The organism is Streptomyces venezuelae, from assembly GCF_008642375.1.
Lineage (GTDB): Bacteria > Actinomycetota > Actinomycetes > Streptomycetales > Streptomycetaceae > Streptomyces > Streptomyces venezuelae_G.
Window position 1 is genome coordinate 7399234 of the sequence record NZ_CP029194.1, and the last position, 19621, is coordinate 7418854.

Sequence of the window (19621 nt, forward strand, 5' to 3'; positions counted from 1 at the left end):
CCAGGTCAGGCAGCGATGTGGGGAGCGTCCGCACACGGGACGCACATGCCGAGCGAGGACGGGATCCGGTATCCGGCGTCCCGCCCACACTCCGGGCAGACCCGCCGCGCCGCGTTCGCCCGCTCCAGCGCCGCCCACCGCGCGGGCGTCATCGGCCGGACCGGAAGCGCCAGGTCGACCCGGTACAGGAACGCGACCAGAGGGTCGCGCCGACGGCGGGGGCGTTCGAGCTGGGCCACGACCGGCTGACCGGCCGGCCGCAGCCCGAGCGCACGGAGCTGCCGGAACGTCGCCAGCCCCTCCGGCGCCAGACGCCAGCGGTAGACGGGCAGGCCCGCCATCAGGAAAGCCGGTGGTAGGACGCCCGGCAGGCCACGGCGTGCTCGTTCGCCGCGCTGCGGGTGTACTTCACGTAGTCGCCGCCGGACTTCTCGCCGCAGCCGTGGCAGTACCACCGGCAGGAGTAGGAGCTGTGGTTGCCGGTGACGTCGACGGCGGCCCCGGTCTGGTTGTGGAACCGGATCAGCAGGTTGGCGGGCTCGGGCGGGGCGGTGTTCGGGGAGAGCTTCACTGCGCGGCTCCTTCCAGGGACCGGGCGGGGGCGTTGTCGCGGAGTTCCTGGTAGCGGGTGGAGACCCAGCCGACGGACCAGCCGCACAGCTCGGCGGCCTGCCGCACCGGCACCCCTGCGTGGAAGGCGGCGACCACGGTCTTGCGGGCCAGCTCCTCCGACTGCTTCCCGCTCGCGGCGCCGGCGGCGAGGAGTTCAGCGCGTTCACGCTCGGCGCGCTCGGCCTGCTCGCGCTGTTCACGCAGCCGGGCCGCCTCCCGCTCCCGGCGCTCCCGCTCGGCGCGTGCGGCGGCCTCGCGTTCAAGGCGTTCACGCTCGATCTGCTGCTGTTCACGCTCGCGCTCACGGCGTTCACGCTCGGCCTGCTCCGCCCTCTCGACGGCCTCGACCCGCTCGCGCTCCTCACGCCGTGCGCGCTCTTCCCGATCGGACTGTTCACGGGCAAGGGCGGCTTCGTGCTCACGCTGTTCACGCGCCATCCGAGCCTCGAACTCCCGCGCCTCACGGGCCCGCTTCTCGACGGCCTCGGCCCGCTCGACAGCCGCCCTCTCGCGCGCCTCACGCTCGGCCCGTTCACGCTCCTGTACGGCTGTGAGCGCGTTCGTGATGGCCCGGCGGTAGGCGAGGCCGGTCTCAGCCGTAACGATCAGCAGCAGTGGCGCCACCGCGTGCACTGCCACCCCGACCAGGTCTTTCTTCAGGGCGGAGTCTGCGACGTTCAGCGCCAGGGTCATGCAGCCGGTCATCCAGCGAAGCGCGATGGGCCACCTGCCGCCGTGCCCGTCGAGGCGGGCGAGGACGGAGTCGAGGCGGACCACGATCACGACCGCCGCGTCCACCACGAGCGGCAGAATCGGCGATGTCCAGTCCCACTCGTCAGCGGTGTGGGCGGCCATCAGCGGCGTGACCGTGAGGACCGAGTAGAGCATCGCTCCGGACACGATCAGCCACGTGCCCACCGACAGGGCCCGCTCCGCTGAACGGATCTGAACACCGTTCACGACACGGCCCCCGCCCCCGAAAGCACCGGCTCCAGGGCCGGGACCTTCGCGTAGCCGGTCAGCTCCAGCTCGGCCCCGGCGAACGTCGCGCGAACGCGCAGCACGCCGGTCTGACCGCCGACCTGAACACGATGAACGACGCTCTCGGGAGCGATGTTCAAGGCCTCGCGCCACGCCTCGAAACCGGCGAAGTCATCGTGGAACGACAGCTCCAACCGCTCCGGGTAGACCGTCGAGACGGTCACGCACGGCGCCGGCAGGTGCGGGAACTCCGCTCCCAGCATCCGCAGGGTCATCAGCGGGGCGGACAGATCCGCCAGCGTCAGCGGGCTCACGCGGCACCGCCCGTCCGCACCATGCCCGCGCGGTTGGTGAGGTCCCGCCGGGCCGCCACGACCCGGTGACGGGCCCGGCGGATCCGCCGCTCGTCCAGCTTGGTGGCCGGACGGTCCAGCGTCTTGATCACCGCGTCGAGCAGCTCGACGTCCGCCAGGATCAGCGGCATCTCGGTCTCGATCGCGTCCAGCTCCGCGTCTGACGGCTCACCGTCGAACGGAGTGGCCGTAACAGCGGCCTGAAGTGCAGCGATGGACAGCATTGGGTGTGTTCCTCTCAGACAGGAACGGCCCGAAACGACCCCCCGGTGCTCGAACACCGGGGGGTCTCGCCGTTAGAGCCAGGAATCTCCGGCTCCCCTCGACCCCGTCCGTACGGCGCCCCGCGTTCGGGGTCCGGACGGGCGGAGGAGGCAACCGGCCGCAGCAACCGCTGCGCGGGTGGCATGACGTCCGCGAATCACCGGATAGCCCGGTGCGCCGAAGCGGCGGCGGATCAGGAGGACGCGGTGTGGGCGTGGCCGTCGTGCCGGTCCAGCACGGTCGGCGCCCAGAGCGTTCGTCGGTACATCGAGGCCCCCTCGGGTTGGGTCGGACGGGATGAAGCACTGCAAGGGGGACCTGTGTCCCCACTCTCCGGCCGTTGCTCGCGGTCGCCGGGCCACCTCGCCAGTCGGGCCGAAGCCCATTGCGTCCTACCTGGCCTTTAGCGGGATTGCAGCGTCCCCGCCCTGAACTCGTGGGCAGCACACCTCACCGGACCGAAGCCCCATGAGGTACATGTACTACCTGTTCCTCATCATGCTGAGAAGGATTCGCATCGTCAAGTCCCTTGGTTCTTCGGGGTTTGCGAGTCCGTCCCGTTCGATGTGTCCAGCTTGGCTTGATCAGGGCAGACGCTGGACTCCGCGCATGTACGGCTCCGAGACGACTCGCTACGGTGAAAGTCGTCCCAAGTCGTCCCGTCGGGGGGAGAGCACGACATGGCCAATGAGCGACTACGCGGCGCGATCATCGAGAGCGGTATGACGCTCGATCAAGTCGCAGAGCGACTGGGGGTCTCGGCGAAGACTGTCGAGCGCTGGATCAATGAGCCCAAGCGTCAGCCGTACCGTCGCTTCAAGTACGCCGCGGCCTCGCTCCTGCAGTGCGAGATGTCCTACCTGTGGCCGGAGGAGCGGACGTCTGCTGAGGTCACCGAAGCGGGCAACGCGGAGTTGGTGCAGCTGTACCCGCACCGCTCCGTCGTGCCGAACCGGCTCTGGCCGCAGCTCTACGCCAGGGCCACGCGGCACTTCGACGTGCTGGTCTACTCGGGCTTCTGGCTCACGGAGGACGCTGCCTTTCACCAGGTCGTCAAGGAGAAGTCGGCGGCCGGCGTCCCGGTGCGGTTCATGCTCGGAGACCCCGACTCGGCCGCGGTCGCGGTACGAGGCGGCGACGAGGGGATCGGGGGCGCGATGGCGAGCAAGATTCGCAACGCGCTGGTCAACTACGCGCCGTTGTTCGGGCTCCCCGGCGTGGAGTTCCGGCTCCACTCCACGACGCTCTACAACTCCATCTACCGGGCCGACGACGAGATGCTGGCCAACGGGCACCTGTACGGCGTGGGCGCGTACATGGCTCCGGTCCTGCACATTCAGCGCATCCCCGGGGGCGAACTGTTCGATGCCTACGCTGAGAGCATCGAGCGGGTCTGGGAGACCGCGCGGCCCATCTCCTCGCCCACCGACCTGGGAGGTTCAAGCGCATGAGCCGGATCGACTACTTCCGTGACCCCAAGGCCCCGAAGGCCAACTCGGTGGTGCCTTCGGTGACGGTGGTCGTCCGTGACGGCGCTGGGCGACTCCTGGTCATCCACAAGACCGACAACGACCTGTGGGCGCTTCCTGGCGGCGGCCACGACATCGGCGAACGGATCTCCGACACAGCCGTGCGCGAGGTGGAGGAAGAGACCGGGGTCAAGGTGGTGGTGGACGGCATCGTCGGGCTCTACACCGACCCTGAGCACGTGCTCGCGTACGACGACGGCGAGGTGCGGCAGCAGTTCTCGATCTGTTTCCGGGCCCACCCGGTTGGTGGCTCTCTCCGTACGAGCAGCGAGTCGAAAGAGGTCCGCTGGGTGGACCCGGCGGACCTCGATGACCTGGACATCCACCCGTCCATGCGGCTGCGCATGCGGCACGGCCTGGACCGGGCACACCGGGAGCCCTACATCGGCTGAGCGTTCGCCGCGGCTGCGGCCATCCGCCCTTCCACCCGCTCGTTGGCGGCGTGGATCTCCGGAGCCGCCCGCTGAATGAACCGGCCGACGATCGTGTCCGGGCCGTACCGCTGCACGATCTCGTCCAGCCGGGCTGCCGGCGTCGTGTGCTCGCCGTCTGGCGTCGTCGTCATGTCGGACACGATGAGCGCGTCCACCAGCTCGGGCCGCTCCAGCGCGAACTCTGTCTCCAGCTCCTGCCGGAGCCCTCGCTCTTCGGCTTCCAGGAGCGCGCAGGAGTGATGGGCGACAAGCCGGACGACCCGTTCGTCGGCGCCCTCCTGGTCCCGGAGGAACCGGGCCCCGTCGAGCGGGTGAAAGCCGGTGGCGGCGATGGAGGGGGAGTAGCCGATGTCATGCAGTACGGCAGCGGCCTCCAGCAGCTCAGCGTCCCGCCCCAGGATCGGACTCAGGGACCGGGCCCGCTTGGCGACGCCGAGGGAATGCGCCCAGCGGCGCGGCAACGGCTCGGACAGCAGCGATTCGGAGAGTGAGTACGCCCACGCAGTAGACCCCATGGTCGCCAAGGCTACGGCTGCTCAGGCGAGGTTGGGAGACCGCGTACCTTGCGTCCCTTTCCATGAGTGGTCTCAAGCAGACCGCTCCCCTCCAACTGGCCTAGGGCACGGCGAACGGCAGTCCGGGACACCTGGAATCGTTCGCACAGCTTTGACTCCGATGGGTAGGCGTCACCGATCGCCAGAGAGTCTTCGGTGATGAGATCGATCAGGCGTTCAGCAAGCGGCCGCTGCTCGTTGCCTCCCCCACCTGCCAGCCGACGCCGGGCGTGGACCTGATCACGCGATCGTCTGCCAGGACCTTGAGAGCGCGGCGGATCGTGTTCCTGGACACGGAGTGCTCTGCCATAAGTTGAGTCTCGGATGGCAGGGCAGAGCGCACCTCACCGTCTTCGATCCTCTTACGCAGCGCTGCCGCGATGAGCAGGTAGGTTCCGCGCGGGCTGGAATTTGCCACGTGGGTCTCCTCTTGAGTTCCGCACCCGCAGGCGCTGGACGGCAGCGTTCAAGGTGGCCGGCAACCGCTGTATGCGTGCCTAATAGATTTTAGGGTCAGGTAGCCTGCCGACTCCTACCCGGGGTCTGCGCGTAGCGGGTGGCGGCTAGCACCCTGCCGGGGCAGGGGTGGGCGGGGGCGTTGAAAACGCACCATGAGTTTCGCGCCAAGTGCGACAGAACGATCGCCGAGCAATTACCCATGGATCCCTTTCGAGCTCTTCGGGTAGCTTGGTTGCTTCATCTATTACTGCGCCTGAGAGCTGTGCCGCTGTTAGCCCCGAAACATCTCTCAGGTCGGCCAAGCAGAAATCAGCTCCGAGAATGTCGGCGCCACCTAGTCTCGCACCACATAGTCTGGCTGAAGAAAATTGCACGCCCGCAAGTTGGGCGCGATCTAGCCACGCAGCGCTCAAGTCGGATGTGTTGAGGATTGAACCCCTCAGGTCGACCCCCCGCATGTCGGCGCGGCGCAGGTCGCACCAGGTCAAGAACATTCGGGTGAGCCGGGGCCGCGACTCGAACTCGAACTCTCGCATCATCAGTCCGGAAAGGTTCGTGTGCCGTAGATCAATGCGGCGAGGTTCGGTTCTTTCCGGTCGGCGGGCGAGTACTTCCATGGCTGCCTGAATGTCTGATGGGAGCTCGGTGCCCCATTCTGGAAGCAGGCTTTCCCAGTCCTCAGTGGTATCGGGGGGTGACGGATATGAGCGACCGCTGCGGCGTGTGTGCTCCCGAACGTAAGTTGCAAGTGTGGTGATGACTGTGAGGTGCTCTTGTGGCGACTCTGCTGCGATGTGCTCCAGAGCGAAAACCCCTCCCAGTCGTTCTTCGAGCTTTTCGGAAGAAAGTTGAGTGACCCCTGTGCTGAATCTCTGGGTCACTTGTCCCCTTTGGGAGAGGTGATAAGTCTGGGCAGTGTATGCCAAGCCAAGTGCAAGAACTATTCCTCCTGTGGCTGCTAGCACCGTTTGGCGTGTGGCGTTCAACGCGTCGACTTGCTCTTTACCGTCAAGATTCCTGACGGAATCGCCAGCTATTACCCAAGTGAGAGGGCCCAGTAGTAGAAGGACTAGGCCGAGTGCTGCTGGAACTCCTAGAACTACGGCCATGGTCACTGGCGAGCGGTGGGACTGGCGAGGCCGTCTCTGCAAGCGCCCCCGGAGGCGTGTGCGTAGTCTCATGACGCGCCATCTCAGCGCATTGCGCCGTCGAAAGGTAGTGGGCGCGTAGGGACGCCTCGACCAGAGTCTGGGGGCTGCCTGGACGGTGCATGGACGACAGCTTCTCGGCAGGAGTGCCTGAGTCGTTCAAGTGCAGGTCAGCCACTATGCACTTGACGCAACGTCAGTAGTCTGTAAAGCTTCTCCCTTCGCTCGGTCCTCGCCGGGATCTCCTGGACCGGAACTCCGAGGGAGGTCAGGAACTCTTCGAGGATTTCCGCGGGAAGCGCAGAGAGTCCTGTTTTTGAATACCCTTTGAGGTCCGCGTAGAGCTGGCCGTCGGGAAAGGCGTCGGGTTCCGACCTGATGATGTCGTCGGCGCAGCGGAGCGCCAGTGCGGTCTTGCCGACCCCGGGCGGTCCGTCGATCGAGACGACGGGGGTGCTTTGCGCCGTGCCGGCCTGGCGCAGAACGTCACGGATTCGCCGGCGCTCGACTCCCCGGCCGACGAAACCGGCCAGCGGCGGTGGCAGATGGGCCGGCCGTTGCGCGGACTTCACCGCGGCGAGTGCGATGAGCTTTCCGCCGGCTTCGAGTGCGTCGTCGCAGCGTCTGACCAGACTGGCCGAAGGAGGGGCGCCGTGCCGGACCTTGCTCAGCCAGCTGGGGTGGTAGCTGATGAGATCGGCGAGGCGACGCCAGGACATGTGTCGCTGAGTCAGCAGACGCTGCAGTTCCTCGACGAACGGTGACGGCATGCCGCTTTTCTCCACGACGACTGCCCCCTTTCCCTGGAATGATGGTCTCGGTCGACGGGATACCGAATCAAACGGAAATCGCGAGCGTCACGGACGGTGAAATGCCCGGCAGTCTCATGGGTGATAGGCAGAGGGCCAGGAAGGGGCCAAGCGGTTTTCCTTCAAGGGCGATCCGATGTCAAGAGGGCCTCAATTCCCGACCGAGTCACAGGTGCAAGTGCTGCTGTCTCTTACCAGGCTCTCACCGTGGCCTGCACCAATGGAAGACACTGGCTTATTCACACCAGTTCACCCGTGGGAAGTGGCTCAGATGTTGCCCTTCCCCGACAGGGCCGCCCCGCGCGGACGGCGTCGGCGTCGGAGGGCTGCGCCGGACGGCCGGTGCTTCGCTGACCTGGGAAGGCGCGGAGGAAGCGGAACGCTGCCGGTGCGAGCGCCGCATGTGCGACCTGGCGGATATAACGGGGTAATACGTATGACATGGCCGAAACGGCCAGCCCCGTCATCGGTGGATCCCGGCTCCCGGAGCAGCGCGGACGCTCCCCGGCGCCTCCTGGCCGAGGAGGACCAGGACCGGCTGAATGAATGGATAGCCTGGGGAAATGCTTACAGAAGTGACAGCGACCCGCTATGTCACCCCCTTGCGTGAGGGCGGCTCGCTTCCCGGGATCGTCGAGGCCGACGACCTCGGCACCTACGTCATGAAGTTCACGGGCGCGGGCCAGGGCCGCAAGACCCTCGTCGCCGAGGTCGTCTGCGGACAGCTCGCGCGCAGGCTCGGGCTCCGCGTGCCCGAGCTCGTCACCATCCAGCTCGACCCGGTCATCGGTCTCTCCGAGCCCGACCAGGAGGTGCAGGAGCTGCTCAAGGCGAGCGGCGGGCTCAACCTGGGCATGGACTTCCTCCCCGGCTCGCTGGGCTTCGACCCGCTGGCGTACGAGGTCGACCCCAAGGAGGCCGGCAAGGTCGTCTGGTTCGACGCCGTGATCAACAACGTGGACCGGTCCTGGCGGAACCCGAACATGCTGGTGTGGCACGGCGACCTGTGGCTCATCGACCACGGCGCCACGATGATCTGGCACCACAACTGGCCGGGCGCGCAGGCCTCCGCGGCCAAGCCGTACGACGCCTCCGACCACGCGCTCGCGCCCTTCGCGCCGGACGTCGCCGCCGCGGCCGCCGAACTCGCGCCGCTCGTCACCCGCGAGCTGCTCGAAGAGGTCGCCGCAGACGTACCCGACGAGTGGCTCGTCGACGAGCCCGGGTTCTCCCGCACCGACGAGGTGCGCGCGGCCTACGTCGACGCGCTCCTGCCCCGCGCCGCCACCATCCACGAGCGGATCACGCTCGGCCCCCGTACCGAGAACCGGCCCCAGCAGCCGCCCGGCTGGCTGGCCGAGCGCCTCGCGCCCCGGACGCACTCCACCGAGAAGGACAGCACCACGTGACCCAGCGCGATGTGTTCGAGTACGCGCTGCTGCGCGTGGTGCCGCGGGTCGAGCGCGGCGAGTGCTTCAACGCGGGCGTGGTCGTCTACTGCCGCGCCCGGTCCTACGTGGCCGCCCGCACCCATCTGGACGAGGCCAAACTGGCGGTCCTCGACCCGGCGGCGGACGTCATGGGCGTCCGGGCCGCACTGCGCGCCGTCGAGGGGGTCTGCCTGGGCGGCGACGACGCCGGGCAGGCCGCGCGCGACGACGCGGGCCGGCGCTTCCGCTGGCTGATCGCGCCGCGTTCCACGGTCGTGCAGCCGGGCCCCGTGCACACGGGTCTCACCGCCGACCCGGAGGCCGAGGTGGAGCGCCTCCTCGATCTGCTGGTGCGCTGAGCCCGCGGCGCGGGCGTGCGTCGCCGTTTCACCACAGGGCGTGACCTGGGGCACCCGGTGGGCCGTTGACACCGGGTGCCATCGCTTCTAGCGTCTCGTTCTGCGGACGATACTAAGCGGTCGCTCATGTGCGGGACGCCTGAGCGGCGCGCTCGGTCCGTCCGCGATCAGGGACGATCCAAGGGCGAGGAGAACCAAGCATGTCCACCACCGAGCAGCGCGTAGCCGTCGTCACGGGTGCCGCACGAGGCATCGGCGCCGCCACCGCGCTCCGCCTCGCGGCCGAGGGCCGCGCCGTCGCCGTACTCGACCTCGACGAGGCGGCCTGCAAGGACACCGTCGAGAAGATCACCGCCGCGGGCGGCACCGCCCTCGCGGTCGGCTGCGACGTCTCCGACGGCGCCCAGGTGGAGGCCGCCGTCGCGCGGATCGCCGCCGAGCTCGGCGCGCCGACGATCCTCGTCAACAACGCCGGCGTGCTCCGCGACAACCTGCTCTTCAAGATGTCCGAGTCCGACTGGGACCTCGTCATGAACGTGCACCTCAAGGGTGCCTTCCTGATGTCGAAGGCCTGTCAGAAGCACATGGTGGACGCGGGCTTCGGCCGGATCGTCTCGCTCTCCTCCTCCTCGGCGCTCGGCAACCGCGGCCAGGCCAACTACTCGGCCGTCAAGGCCGGTCTGCAGGGCCTCACCAAGACGCTCGCCAAGGAGCTCGGCAAGTTCGGCATCACCGCCAACGCCGTCGCCCCCGGCTTCATCGTCACCGAGATGACCGCGCAGACCGCCGAGCGCGTCGGCATGGGATTCGAGGACTTCCAGGCCGCCGCCGCCTCCATGATCCCGGTCCAGCGGGTCGGCCGCCCCGAGGACGTCGCGAACGCGATCGCCTTCTTCACCGGCGACGACGCCGGCTTCGTCTCCGGCCAGGTCATGTACGTGGCCGGCGGCCCCCTCAACTGACCTACCGGACGCAAGGAGAGGAGGCGGTCATGACCGCGAACGAACAGCCGGAGCTCTCCGGCAAGGTCGCACTCGTCACCGGCGCGAGCCGGGGCATCGGCTACGGCATCGCCGAGGCGCTCGTCGCCCGCGGCGACCGGGTCGTCATCACCGGGCGCGGCGAGGAGGCCCTCAAGGAGGCCGTCGACCGGCTCGGCGCGGACCGGGTCATCGGCGTCCCCGGCAAGGCCCACGACCTGGCCCACCAGGCCGCGGCCGTCGAGGCGGCCATGGACGGGTTCGGCCGACTGGACTTCCTGGTCAACAACGCCGGCACGAATCCGGTCTTCGGTCCCATCGCCGATCTGGACCTCGGAGTGGCCCGCAAGGTCTTCGAGACCAATGTGATCTCCGCGCTCGGTTTCGCCCAGCGGAGCTGGCACGCCTGGCAGAAGGATCACGGCGGTGCGATCGTGAACATCGCCTCGATCGCCGGCGTGTCCGCCTCTCCTTTCATCGGCGCGTACGGCATGAGCAAAGCCGCGATGGTGAATCTGACCCTTCAGCTCGCCCATGAATTCGCGCCACTCGTGAGGGTCAACGCCATCGCCCCCGCCGTCGTGAAGACGAAGTTCGCGCAGGCGCTGTACGAGGGCCGTGAGGCGGAGGCGGCCGCCGCCTACCCGCTCGGCCGGCTCGGCGTCCCCTCGGACATCGGAGGCGCCGCCGCCTTCCTGACCTCCTCGCAGTCGGAGTGGATCACCGGCCAGACCCTCGTCGTCGACGGTGGGATTTTCCTGAACGCCGGAGTCGGCTGACCGATAATCGGACACTTTCCGGATTTCGTGTCCGGATTGGACCCGGTTATACGTCGAATGACGCAAGTGCCCCGTCAGACTCGAAGATTGACCTGACGGGGTGCTGCGGTATCGTCGGCCGACCCGTGGCTGAACGAGGAGCGTGCACGTGTTCAACCGGACCAGTCTGCAGGCCGCTGCAGCCCTTGCGTCCATATCCCTGGTGTCCGGATGCGGTGTATTTTCGGACAGTGAATCCGCCGGGGAGCAGAGAATCGTCATCGGTACGACGAGTTCTCCCACCACGCTCGATCCGGCCGCGGCCTGGGACAATTCCTGGGAGCTCTTCCGGAACGTGTTCCAGACCCTGGTGAGCTTCCCGACCGGCAGTACGGCGCCCCAGTCGGACGCCGCCGACTGCAAGTTCACCGACACGTCGAGCCGGGTCTTCGAGTGCAAGCTCCTGGAGGGCCTGAAGTTCTCGAACGGTCACAATCTGGACGCCGAGGCCGTGCGGTACTCGATCGAGCGCATCCGCACGATCAACCACAAGGGCGGTCCCAACGGGATGCTCGGCTCGCTCGGCAAGATCGAGACCGTGGGCGACCGCACGATCGTCTTCCGCCTGAACAAGCCGGACGCCACCTTCCCCTTCGTCCTCGCGACCCCCGCGATGTCGCTCGTGGACCCCGCCGAGTACCCGGCGGACAAGCTCCGCACGGACGGCAAGCTCGTCGGCTCCGGCCCGTACGTCCTCGACTCGTACGACGAGCGCAAGACGGCCGAGCTGACCAAGAACCAGAGCTACAAGGGCTTCGCCGCCCGCAAGAACGGCGGCGTGACGATCAAGTACTTCGACCGGTCCGACGACATGGTCGCCGCGCTCCGGAAGGACGAGATCGACGCCACCTACCGCGGCCTCACCGCCGAGGAGGTCGTCGCCCTCCAGGAGGACAAGCCGGAGAACAAGGGTCTCCAGCTCGTCGAGTCGACCGGCGCCGACATCCGCTACCTGGTCTTCAACACCCAGGACCCGACGGTCGCCAAGCTCCCCGTCCGCAAGGCCATCGCCCAGCTCGTCGACCGTGACGAACTGGTCAACAAGGTCTACCAGGGCACGGCCGAGCCCCTGTACTCCATGGTGCCCAAGGGCATCGGTGCTCACACCACCAAGTTCTTCGACCGCTTCGGCACGCCGAGCGTCAAGAAGGCCAAGAAGATCCTCCGCGACGCGGGCATCGACGAGCCGGTCGAGCTGACCTTCTGGTACACCACGGACCGGTACGGCTCCTCGACGGCCGCCGAGTTCGCGGAGCTCAAGCGGCAGCTGGACTCGTCCGGGCTCTTCACCGTCACGCTGAACGGCAAGCCCTGGAAGGAGTTCCAGGCGGGCTACCAGAAGGGCGAGTACCCGGTCTTCGGGCGTGGCTGGTTCCCCGACTTCCCGGACCCGGACAACTTCGTGGCGCCGTTCATCGGCGAGGAGAACGTCCTCGGTACGCCGTACGTGAGCCCCAGGATCACCGGCGAGCTCCTCCCGAAGTCCCGCCGCGAGAGCGACCGCGGGACCGTCGCGGACGAGTTCGTCGAGGCCCAGGAGATCATGGTCCAGGACGTCCGGCTGCTCCCCCTGTGGCAGGGCAAGCTGTACATCGCGGCCGGCGAGGACATCGGAGGCGGTGAGCGCGCGCTCGACCCGCAGACGGTCATGCAGCTGTGGGAGCTGCACCGCCGGGCCAGCTGGTAGAACGCGGACGGCCGCACGACCGGCAGGTCGGACGGGCCGGAGGATCATGAGGTCAGCAGACCTGCCGGGGGCCACTGTCAGTGGCCCCCGGTAGGTTTTCCGCCGTAGACAGGAACGTCCACCGGAGGTTGTTGACCGTGACCGACACCAGCATGCTGCCCGAGTCCTGGCGGGGTGTTCTCGGCGAGGAGCTGCAGAAGCCGTACTTCGCCCGGCTCACCGAGTTCGTCGAGGAGGAGCGCGCGAAGGGACCGGTCTTCCCGCCGAAGGACGAGGTCTTCGCCGCCCTCGATGCCACCCCGTACGACAAGGTGAAGGTCCTGATCCTCGGTCAGGACCCGTACCACGGCGAGGGGCAGGGACACGGTCTCTGCTTCTCGGTCCGCCCCGGCGTGAAGACCCCGCCGTCCCTGCGGAACATCTACAAGGAGATGCAGGCCGAGCTCGGCCACCCGATCCCGGACAACGGCTATCTGATGCCGTGGGCCGAGCAGGGCGTCCTGCTGCTCAACGCCGTGCTGACGGTCCGCTCCGGCGAGGCGAACTCGCACAAGGGCAAGGGCTGGGAGAAGTTCACCGACGCCGTGATCACCGCCGTCGCCTCGCGCCCCGACCCCGCCGTCTTCGTCCTGTGGGGCAACTACGCCCAGAAGAAGCTGCCGCTCATCGACGAGGAGCGGCACGTGGTGGTGAAGGGCGCCCACCCCTCGCCGCTCTCCGCGAAGAAGTTCTTCGGATCGCAGCCCTTCACCCAGATCGACGCGGCCGTCGCGGCCCAGGGACACGAGCCGATCGACTGGCGCGTGCCGGACCTCGGCTGAGCCTCGGCCGGATCGGGGCCGGGTGCGGCTAGCGTCGGCTCTCCCATTGGGTGATCGGGCGGAGGTCGGCGTGACCGAGCAGCAGCAGGCGGCGGACGACGGGGTCATGACCAGGATCGGGCAGGCCATGATGCTGCTGCACGGCGGCGACCGGGAGGAGGCCCGTAACCGCTTCGGGGTGCTGTGGCAGCAGATCGGCCCCGACGGGGACCCGCTGCACCGCTGTACCCTCGCCCACTACATGGCCGACGCCCAGGACGATCCCGACACCGAGCTGGCCTGGGACCTGCGGGCCCTGAGCGCGGCCGAGGGGCTCGCGGAGGAGCGGCTCGCCGCGCACGACTCGGCCGTGGCGCTGCGCGCGCTGTACCCGTCGCTCCACCTCAACCTCGCCGCCGACTACGTCAAGCTCCAGCAGCCGGACGCCGCGCGGGTCCATCTGGACCGGGCCCGCGCGGCGTCCGACACGCTCGACGACGACGGTTACGGGAACGGGGTCCGGGCCGCGATCGAGCGCCTGGAGCTGCGGCTCAGGGCCATGTGACGGGGAGCGGCGAGGCACACGGGGCGGCCGCTCACCGGCCGTACGCGCCGTGGCAGATCCTGGCCTGCTCGCTGCGGTGGTCCCATCCTCCGTACCGCTCGCCCAGATCGCAGACGTCCGCCCGGGAGCGCGGCGGTTCCTTCGGCAGGTCCGCCAGTCCCGGCAGGTCCGGTACGGCGGGCCGGGGCGCCGGCCGCGGAACCTCGCGGTGCCACGGTGTTGCCGCGGGGCGTGGCGCCGGCGGTTGCGGCGTGGCCGCCGTTCGCCGGTGCCGCTCGGATACGGGCGCGGGTGCGGGTGTCGCGCGGGAGGCGGCGGACGGCGGGGGAGCGGCGGAGGGCGGGGGAGCGGGGAGCGCCGCTTCGAGGGCCTCGCGGGCCGGTCCCTCGACGATCTGCGGCGCCACTTCCTGGGCGGGGAGGACGGAGCTCTCCGCGGCGGGCGCGGGGGAGGGCGCCGCCGGTGGCGGCGCGTCCACCGAGGCGCAGCCCGCCAGGGCGGCGACCGCCGCCCCGACCAGGATCTTCGCTGTGGTTCGGGTTCCATGCACCGCGCCACTCTGCTGGTCCGGCGGCGATCTTCGCGCCCCTACCGGCGGGGAATGCCCCGCACGGGTGAGGTGCCACGGGACCCTTGACCCGCGGGACGGTCCTCAGTCGCCGGTGGCGCCGTCGATCCGCTCCCGGATCAGGTCCGCGTGGCCGTTGTGGCGGGCGTACTCCTCGATCATGTGCAGGTAGATCCAGCGGAGGTTGAAGGTCCTCCCGGTGCGGTGCTTGCCCACGCCGAGGTCGTCGAGGCCGTGCGGGGCGGCCACGGCGCGCGCGTGGTCGATCTCGGCCTGCCAGGTGGCGTAGGCCTCCTCGAAGGTGTCCTCGTCGGTGACGTGGATGTCCCGGTCCATGTCCTCCTCGGTGGAGTAGATCCAGCCCAGGTCCTCGCCGGTCAGCACACGGCGGAACCAGCCGCGCTCGACCTCGGCCATGTGCCGGACGAGACCCAGCAGGTTGAGGTCGGACGGCGGGGCGGAGAGGGTGCGCAGCTGGGCCTCGTCGAGCCCCTCGCACTTCATCGCGAGGGTCGCGCGGTGGAAGTCGAGCCACTGCTCCAGCGCCTCGCGCTCGCCCGAGGTGGTGGACGGGTCGACGCGGGGGACGGTTTCGATGCGTTCGGTGGTCATGAGCGGCATCGTCCCTCAAGATCGCCCGGCCTCGCCAGTGCTTTCGGATTCCGTGTGCCGCGTCCACGGAACCCACGGACAACCCTGGGCCTACCCCCTTCCGTCGGCCCCGAGCATGCCTCGCAGCAGCTCGTCGAAGCCGGTGCGCAGCTCCGCGCGGCCGGGCACGGCGGCGTGGAAGGAGCCCGCGGCGCAGGAGAACATCAGGCCCTCGCACCAGGCGACGAGCGAGAGCGCGTGCCGCTCGGGCGCCGGGGAGCCGGCCGCCGTCATCATCGCGATCAGCGGTCCGTGGAAGGCGGAGCCGGCGGCGTCGAAGAAGGCGCGGAGCTCGGGGCGCCGGGTCGCCTCGAGGGCCAGTTCGTAGCGGGAGACGAGCAGCGCGCGGTGGTCCGTGAGATAGCGGTGCAGGGCGAGGGTGAGCGCCTCGGCGAGGGTGTCGGCGGTCGGGGGCGTACCGGCGCCGCGCTCGGCGTCCGGGCCGCCGCCGGGCAGCTCGTCCGGGGTGAGCACGCGCGCTTCCCAGTGGACCTGGCGGCGCACGGCCGTCTCCAGGAGCGCCTGCCGGGTGCGGGCGTGATTGGAGGTCGACCCCTGCGGCAGCCCGGCCCGTTCGTCCACGGCTCGGTGCGTCAGGCCCCGCATGCCGCGCTCGACGAGGAGGTCGAGGGCGGCGTCGCCGATCCGCTCGGCGCGCGAAGCGGAGGCGGCGGAGGAGGGCAGGGAGGCGGGTGAGGCAGGGGAAGCGGGGGACTCCTCGGCCGGGGCGGTCGATGCGCTCATGGGGACAACCTACCCGCCACTACCAGGCTGACTACATCTGTAGTACGGTCCCGGTGTCGGGTTTACTACATCTGTAGTCGCATCTCGGGGGCAGTCATGGAACAGCACCGCGCCGTCGTCGTCGGAGCCGGAATCGGCGGACTCACCGCCGCCGTCGCCCTCCACCGCGACGGCTGGCAGGTCACCGTCCTGGAGCGCGCCGCCGACCTCGCCCCCGTCGGCGCGGGCATCGGCCTCGCCCCCAACTCCCAGCGCGCCCTGGACGTCATCGGTCTCGGCGACCGCGTCCGCGAACTCGCCGCCTGGCAGGGCGACGGCGGCATGCGCGCCCCCGACGGCCGCTGGCTCGCCCGGACGAACGCCAAGGCCGCCGCCGCGCGCTTCGGCGGACCGCTCGTCCTCCTCCACCGCGCCACCCTCGTCGAGATCCTCACCTCGGCCCTCCCCGAAGGCACCGTCCGCACCGGAGCGGCCGCCACGCTCGCCGACCCCGGCGACGACCACCGCCCCGCCCGGCTGACCACCCCGGAGGGCGAGATCGAGGCCGAACTCGTCGTCGCCGCCGACGGCATCCGGTCCGCGATCCGCCACGCGCTCTTCCCCGAACACCCCGGAACCCGGTACGCCGGCTGCACCACCTGGCGCGTCGTCGTCCCCGCCCCCGCACGGCCCTTCGCCCCGCACGAGACCTGGGGCGCCGGACGCCTCTGGGGCACCCAGCCCCTCAAGGACGGCCGGATCTACGCGTACGCCATGGCCGCCGCCCCCGCCGGCGGCCGCGCGCCCGACGACGAGAAGGCCGAGCTGCTCCGCCTCTTCGGCGACTGGCACCACCCCGTCCCCGAGATCCTCGCCGCCGTCGCCCTCGACCAGGTCCTGCGCCACGACGTCCACCACCTGCCCGACCCGCTGCCCGCCTTCCACCAGGGCCGGGTCGCGCTCCTCGGCGACGCCGCGCACGCGATGATGCCGAGCCTCGGCCAGGGCGGGAACCAGGCCATCGAGGACGCCGTGGTCCTCGCCCACCACGCCCGCTCAGGGCACGGCTTCGACCCCGGCCGGGCGCTCGCCGCCTACACCGCCGACCGCCTGCCGCGTACCACCGCGATCGTCCGCAAGGCCGCCCGCACCGGAGCCGTCACCCTGCTCTCCGCCCGGCCCGCCGTCGCCCTGCGCTCCGCGCTCGTCGGCGCGGTCTCCCGCTTCGGTCCGGGCCTCGTCCTGCGCGGCTTCGACGGCATCGCCGACTGGCACCCGCCGGTGGCCCCGGCGGCCCGCGTAAGCTGACCAGCGCGAACGGCCCGCGCGAGCACGGCCGATGGCGACACGAGCGACACGAGCGACACGACAAGGGAGACCCCGTGAAGGTTGGCTGCATCGGACTCGGCGACATCGCGCAGAAGGCGTACCTCCCCGTCCTCGCCACCCTCCCCGGGGTCGAGCTCCACCTCCAGACCCGCACCGCCGCGACCCTGGACCGGGTCGCCGACTCCTTCCACCTGCCGGCGTCGCAGCGCCACCGCGACCTCGACTCGCTGCTCGCCGCCGGACTCGACGCGGCCTTCGTCCACGCGCCGACCGCCGTCCACGCCGAGATCGTCGGCCGCCTCCTCGAAGCCGGCGTCCCCACGTACGTCGACAAGCCCCTCGCCTACGAGTACGCGGACTCCGAGCGGCTCGTGGAGCTCGCCGAGAAGCGCTCGGTCAGTCTGTTCGTCGGCTTCAACCGGCGCCTCGCGCCCTCCTACGCGCAGTGCGTCGAGCACCCGCGCGACCTGATCCTGCTGCAGAAGAACCGGATCGGCCTGCCCGAGGACCCCCGCACCTTCGTCCTCGACGACTTCATCCACGTCGTCGACACCCTGCGCTTCCTCGCCCCCGGCGAGATCGAGCACATCGACGTGCGCGCCCGGATCCGGGAGGGGCTCATGCACCACGTCGTGCTCCAGCTCTCCGGCGACGGCTTCACCGCCATCGGCATGATGAACCGGCTGAACGGCTCGACCGAGGAGATCCTGGAGGTCTCGGGCCAGGACACCAAGCGCCAGGTCCTCAACCTCTCCGACGTCGTCGACCACAAGGGCCAGCCGACCGTGCGCAAGCGCGGCGACTGGGTGCCGGTGGCCCGCCAGCGCGGGATCGAGCAGGCCGTTCTGCTCTTCCTCGACGCCGTACGAGAGGGCCGGACGCTCAGCGCGCGCGACGCCCTGCTGACCCACGAGCTCTGCGAGCGCGTGGTCCGCGAGGCCCTGATCCAGGCTTCCTGAGGGCGCCCGCGCCCTCGGCGGCGCACACGGCGCCCACCACGGCGAGCGCCCCGTGCAACGGCCAGTCGCCCCAGCGGACATAGCCCGTCGTCGCCGTCGAGAGCGGCAGCTCGCGGACGACGGCGGCGCTCGCGTCCGTGCCGAGGACGGGACCGATCCGGCGGCCGTCGGGACCGTACACGGCGCTGACCCCGGTGAGCGTCGCGTGCACGACCGGCCGCCCCGTCTCCGCCGCCCGCAGCGCCGCCAGGGAAGCGTGCTGGGCGGGCGCCCAGCTGTCCTGGAAGGTGCTGGTCGCCGACTGGACGACCAGGAGCCCGGCACCGTCCCGGACCAGCCGCCGGCTCATGTCGGGGAACGCCGACTCGAAGCAGATGAGCGGCCCGACGGTCAGGCCACGGGCCCCCGCTTCGGCCGGCAGCGTCATCACGACCGGTGCGCTGCCCCGCCGCCGGTCCTCCTCGGCGGCCTTCCCGAAAGAGGTCACCCAGCCCAGGGCGCCACGCACCGGGACGTACTCGCCGAACGGCACGAGCCGCATCTTGTCGTACCGCTCGCCCGTCGGCCCCGCCGGACCGATCAGGACCGCGGTCTTGAAGATGCCCGGGCGGTCGGCGGCGCGCGCGTCCACGTTCACCAGGAGCGGTGCGTCGACGAGCCGCGCCAGCGCGGTGAGCCGGGCAGCGAGCTCGGGCCGCCCGGCCGGATCGGAGCCGACACCGCTCTCGCCCCAGACCACCAGGTCGAGGCGCTGCCCCGCCAGCGAGCGCGTCAGCTCCTCGGCGCGGTCGAACCGCCGCTCGGCCCCGTCCGCACCGTCGAGGACACCCGGCTGTACGAGGGCCACCCGCACCGTCCCGTCCTCGCGCGGCACCCCGACGCCCCAGGCCGCCGCACCCGCCACCAGCGCGCAGGCGGCGAGCCCCGCGACCCCGACGGCACGGAGCCCAGGCACCGCCACGAGCAGGGTCACGGCCGTGTTCGCCGCCACCACGAGCAGGGTCACCAGCCACACCCCGCCGACCGAGGCGAGCCGCAGCGCCGCCGGCACCTCCCACTGGCTCGCGCCGAGCAGCCCCCACGGCCCGCCGAGGCCCTCCCAGGACCGGACCAGCTCGATCAGCAGCCAGCCGGAGGGCACCGCGAGCAGGGCGGCGGCGGCCCGGGCGAGCGACGGCACGCCGCCGAGCAGCGAGCGGACGAGGCACCCCCACGGCAGCCACAGCAGACCGAGCAGCGCGGCGAGCGGCAGCAGGAAGACGTGCAGGCTCGGCAGCAGCCAGTGGTGGACGGCGAGGACGAAGCCGGCCCCGCCCAGCCAGCCGTCCAGGGCCGCGCGGCGGGCCCCCGGAGCCGTACGGATCAGGAGCAGCCACGGGACGAGCGCCAGGTACGCCCACCACCAGAGCCCGGGCGCGGGGAACGCGAGCGCGGGCAGCGCGCCGCAGCCGACGGCGAGCAGGGAACGGCCGAGCCCGCGCCGGCGCGCGGCCCGGTCCTCCCGGTCCCTCTTCCCGAACGGCATGCGCATGGCGGCCTCCCGCCCTTGCCTCAAGTGTGGGACGTGACCGGTCCCGGCGCGGCACGGCGGCCCGTACCGACCGGTACC

At 70.3% G+C, this 19621-nt stretch carries 25 protein-coding genes; 11 read left to right on the plus strand and 14 right to left on the minus strand.

Features of this window, described 5'->3' with window-relative positions:
- Positions 1-5 precede the first annotated feature (5 nt).
- The 5 genes from DEJ46_RS33715 to DEJ46_RS33735 are packed head-to-tail and all read right to left on the minus strand — an operon-like array spanning position 6 to position 2170.
- Positions 6-341: an RRQRL motif-containing zinc-binding protein gene (locus tag DEJ46_RS33715; protein WP_150267103.1), complete on the minus strand. Its 336-nt coding sequence runs from the start codon at positions 339-341 to the stop codon at positions 6-8.
- Complete coding sequence (locus DEJ46_RS33720; RefSeq protein WP_150267102.1) at positions 341-571, minus strand: hypothetical protein; 231 nt, start codon at positions 569-571, stop codon at positions 341-343. Before DEJ46_RS33720 ends, DEJ46_RS33715 begins: the two co-directional genes overlap by 1 nt.
- Positions 568-1572, minus strand: coding sequence for a DUF2637 domain-containing protein (locus tag DEJ46_RS33725; protein ID WP_150267100.1), 1005 nt, complete (start codon positions 1570-1572; stop codon positions 568-570). Before DEJ46_RS33725 ends, DEJ46_RS33720 begins: the two co-directional genes overlap by 4 nt.
- Positions 1569-1907 carry a hypothetical protein gene (locus DEJ46_RS33730; protein WP_150267098.1) on the minus strand — a complete coding sequence of 113 codons (339 nt, stop codon included), beginning with the start codon at positions 1905-1907 and terminating at the stop codon, positions 1569-1571. The genes DEJ46_RS33725 and DEJ46_RS33730 overlap by 4 nt, the downstream gene beginning before the upstream one ends.
- Positions 1904-2170, minus strand: a complete 267-nt coding sequence (locus tag DEJ46_RS33735) for a DUF6284 family protein (RefSeq protein ID WP_150267096.1) — start codon at positions 2168-2170, stop codon at positions 1904-1906. Before DEJ46_RS33735 ends, DEJ46_RS33730 begins: the two co-directional genes overlap by 4 nt.
- Positions 2171-2890: 720 nt before the next feature.
- On the opposite strand from DEJ46_RS33735, the gene DEJ46_RS33740 reads away from it, so the two are divergent.
- Both DEJ46_RS33740 and DEJ46_RS33745 read left to right on the plus strand, forming a co-directional pair.
- The gene (locus DEJ46_RS33740; RefSeq protein WP_150267094.1) at positions 2891-3661 is read left to right on the plus strand and encodes a helix-turn-helix domain-containing protein; all 771 of its coding nucleotides are present in this window, start codon (positions 2891-2893) and stop codon (positions 3659-3661) included.
- Complete coding sequence (locus tag DEJ46_RS33745; protein WP_150267092.1) at positions 3658-4131, plus strand: NUDIX hydrolase; 474 nt, start codon at positions 3658-3660, stop codon at positions 4129-4131. Before DEJ46_RS33740 ends, DEJ46_RS33745 begins: the two co-directional genes overlap by 4 nt.
- Here DEJ46_RS33745 and DEJ46_RS33750 read toward each other — a convergent pair.
- The 5 genes from DEJ46_RS33750 to DEJ46_RS33765 form a co-directional block, all read right to left on the minus strand.
- Positions 4119-4688 carry an HD domain-containing protein gene (locus tag DEJ46_RS33750; RefSeq protein WP_190622676.1) on the minus strand — a complete coding sequence of 190 codons (570 nt, stop codon included), beginning with the start codon at positions 4686-4688 and terminating at the stop codon, positions 4119-4121. The genes DEJ46_RS33745 and DEJ46_RS33750 overlap by 13 nt on opposite strands.
- Positions 4689-4699: 11 nt before the next feature.
- A complete protein-coding gene (locus DEJ46_RS40800; RefSeq protein ID WP_317852221.1) occupies positions 4700-4945 on the minus strand; it encodes a winged helix-turn-helix domain-containing protein in 246 nt (81 codons plus the stop codon).
- The gene (locus DEJ46_RS40805) at positions 4897-5145 is read right to left on the minus strand and encodes a winged helix-turn-helix domain-containing protein (RefSeq protein ID WP_317852203.1); all 249 of its coding nucleotides are present in this window, start codon (positions 5143-5145) and stop codon (positions 4897-4899) included. Before DEJ46_RS40805 ends, DEJ46_RS40800 begins: the two co-directional genes overlap by 49 nt.
- A 145-nt stretch (positions 5146-5290) precedes the next feature.
- Complete coding sequence (locus DEJ46_RS40985; RefSeq protein ID WP_150267088.1) at positions 5291-6367, minus strand: pentapeptide repeat-containing protein; 1077 nt, start codon at positions 6365-6367, stop codon at positions 5291-5293.
- A 137-nt stretch (positions 6368-6504) separates the two neighbouring features.
- Complete coding sequence (locus DEJ46_RS33765; protein WP_150272434.1) at positions 6505-7119, minus strand: AAA family ATPase; 615 nt, start codon at positions 7117-7119, stop codon at positions 6505-6507.
- Between the two features lie 587 nt (positions 7120-7706).
- On the opposite strand from DEJ46_RS33765, the gene DEJ46_RS33770 reads away from it, so the two are divergent.
- The 7 genes from DEJ46_RS33770 to DEJ46_RS33800 all read left to right on the plus strand — a co-directional run bounded on the left by DEJ46_RS33770 (position 7707) and on the right by DEJ46_RS33800 (position 13782).
- Entirely contained in the window at positions 7707-8552 is an 846-nt protein-coding gene (locus DEJ46_RS33770; protein ID WP_150272436.1) for a HipA family kinase, read from the plus strand.
- Positions 8549-8932, plus strand: coding sequence for a DUF3037 domain-containing protein (locus DEJ46_RS33775; RefSeq protein ID WP_055644711.1), 384 nt, complete (start codon positions 8549-8551; stop codon positions 8930-8932). The genes DEJ46_RS33770 and DEJ46_RS33775 overlap by 4 nt, the downstream gene beginning before the upstream one ends.
- Before the next feature lie 200 nt (positions 8933-9132).
- Complete coding sequence (gene fabG, locus DEJ46_RS33780; RefSeq protein WP_150272438.1) at positions 9133-9894, plus strand: 3-oxoacyl-ACP reductase FabG; 762 nt, start codon at positions 9133-9135, stop codon at positions 9892-9894.
- Positions 9895-9923: 29 nt separating this feature from the next.
- Complete coding sequence (locus DEJ46_RS33785; protein WP_150272440.1) at positions 9924-10691, plus strand: SDR family oxidoreductase; 768 nt, start codon at positions 9924-9926, stop codon at positions 10689-10691.
- Positions 10692-10839: 148 nt separating this feature from the next.
- The gene (locus tag DEJ46_RS33790; RefSeq protein ID WP_150272442.1) at positions 10840-12417 is read left to right on the plus strand and encodes an ABC transporter substrate-binding protein; all 1578 of its coding nucleotides are present in this window, start codon (positions 10840-10842) and stop codon (positions 12415-12417) included.
- A 137-nt stretch (positions 12418-12554) separates the two neighbouring features.
- Positions 12555-13238 carry a uracil-DNA glycosylase gene (gene ung / locus DEJ46_RS33795; protein ID WP_150272445.1) on the plus strand — a complete coding sequence of 228 codons (684 nt, stop codon included), beginning with the start codon at positions 12555-12557 and terminating at the stop codon, positions 13236-13238.
- 70 nt (positions 13239-13308) lie between these two features.
- On the plus strand, positions 13309-13782 hold the full coding sequence (locus tag DEJ46_RS33800; RefSeq protein ID WP_150272447.1) for a hypothetical protein: 474 nt from the start codon (positions 13309-13311) through the stop codon (positions 13780-13782).
- 31 nt (positions 13783-13813) lie between these two features.
- Here DEJ46_RS33800 and DEJ46_RS33805 read toward each other — a convergent pair whose 3' ends face one another.
- The 3 genes from DEJ46_RS33805 to DEJ46_RS33815 form a co-directional block, all read right to left on the minus strand.
- Complete coding sequence (locus DEJ46_RS33805; protein ID WP_150272449.1) at positions 13814-14332, minus strand: hypothetical protein; 519 nt, start codon at positions 14330-14332, stop codon at positions 13814-13816.
- A 102-nt stretch (positions 14333-14434) separates the two neighbouring features.
- Complete coding sequence (locus DEJ46_RS33810; protein WP_150272451.1) at positions 14435-14962, minus strand: DinB family protein; 528 nt, start codon at positions 14960-14962, stop codon at positions 14435-14437.
- Positions 14963-15052: 90 nt separating this feature from the next.
- Entirely contained in the window at positions 15053-15745 is a 693-nt protein-coding gene (locus tag DEJ46_RS33815) for a TetR/AcrR family transcriptional regulator (RefSeq protein WP_150272452.1), read from the minus strand.
- A gap of 96 nt (positions 15746-15841) precedes the next feature.
- Between DEJ46_RS33815 and DEJ46_RS33820 the strand changes: the two genes are divergently transcribed.
- Together DEJ46_RS33820 and DEJ46_RS33825 are read left to right on the plus strand one after the other, a co-directional pair.
- Positions 15842-17032, plus strand: coding sequence for an FAD-dependent monooxygenase (locus DEJ46_RS33820; RefSeq protein WP_150272454.1), 1191 nt, complete (start codon positions 15842-15844; stop codon positions 17030-17032).
- A 74-nt stretch (positions 17033-17106) separates the two neighbouring features.
- On the plus strand, positions 17107-18012 hold the full coding sequence (locus DEJ46_RS33825) for a Gfo/Idh/MocA family protein (protein ID WP_150272456.1): 906 nt from the start codon (positions 17107-17109) through the stop codon (positions 18010-18012).
- On the opposite strand, the gene lnt is transcribed toward DEJ46_RS33825, so the two are convergent.
- Positions 17936-19543, minus strand: a complete 1608-nt coding sequence (lnt, locus tag DEJ46_RS33830) for an apolipoprotein N-acyltransferase (RefSeq protein WP_150272458.1) — start codon at positions 19541-19543, stop codon at positions 17936-17938. The genes DEJ46_RS33825 and lnt overlap by 77 nt on opposite strands.
- Positions 19544-19621: the final 78 nt, after the last annotated feature.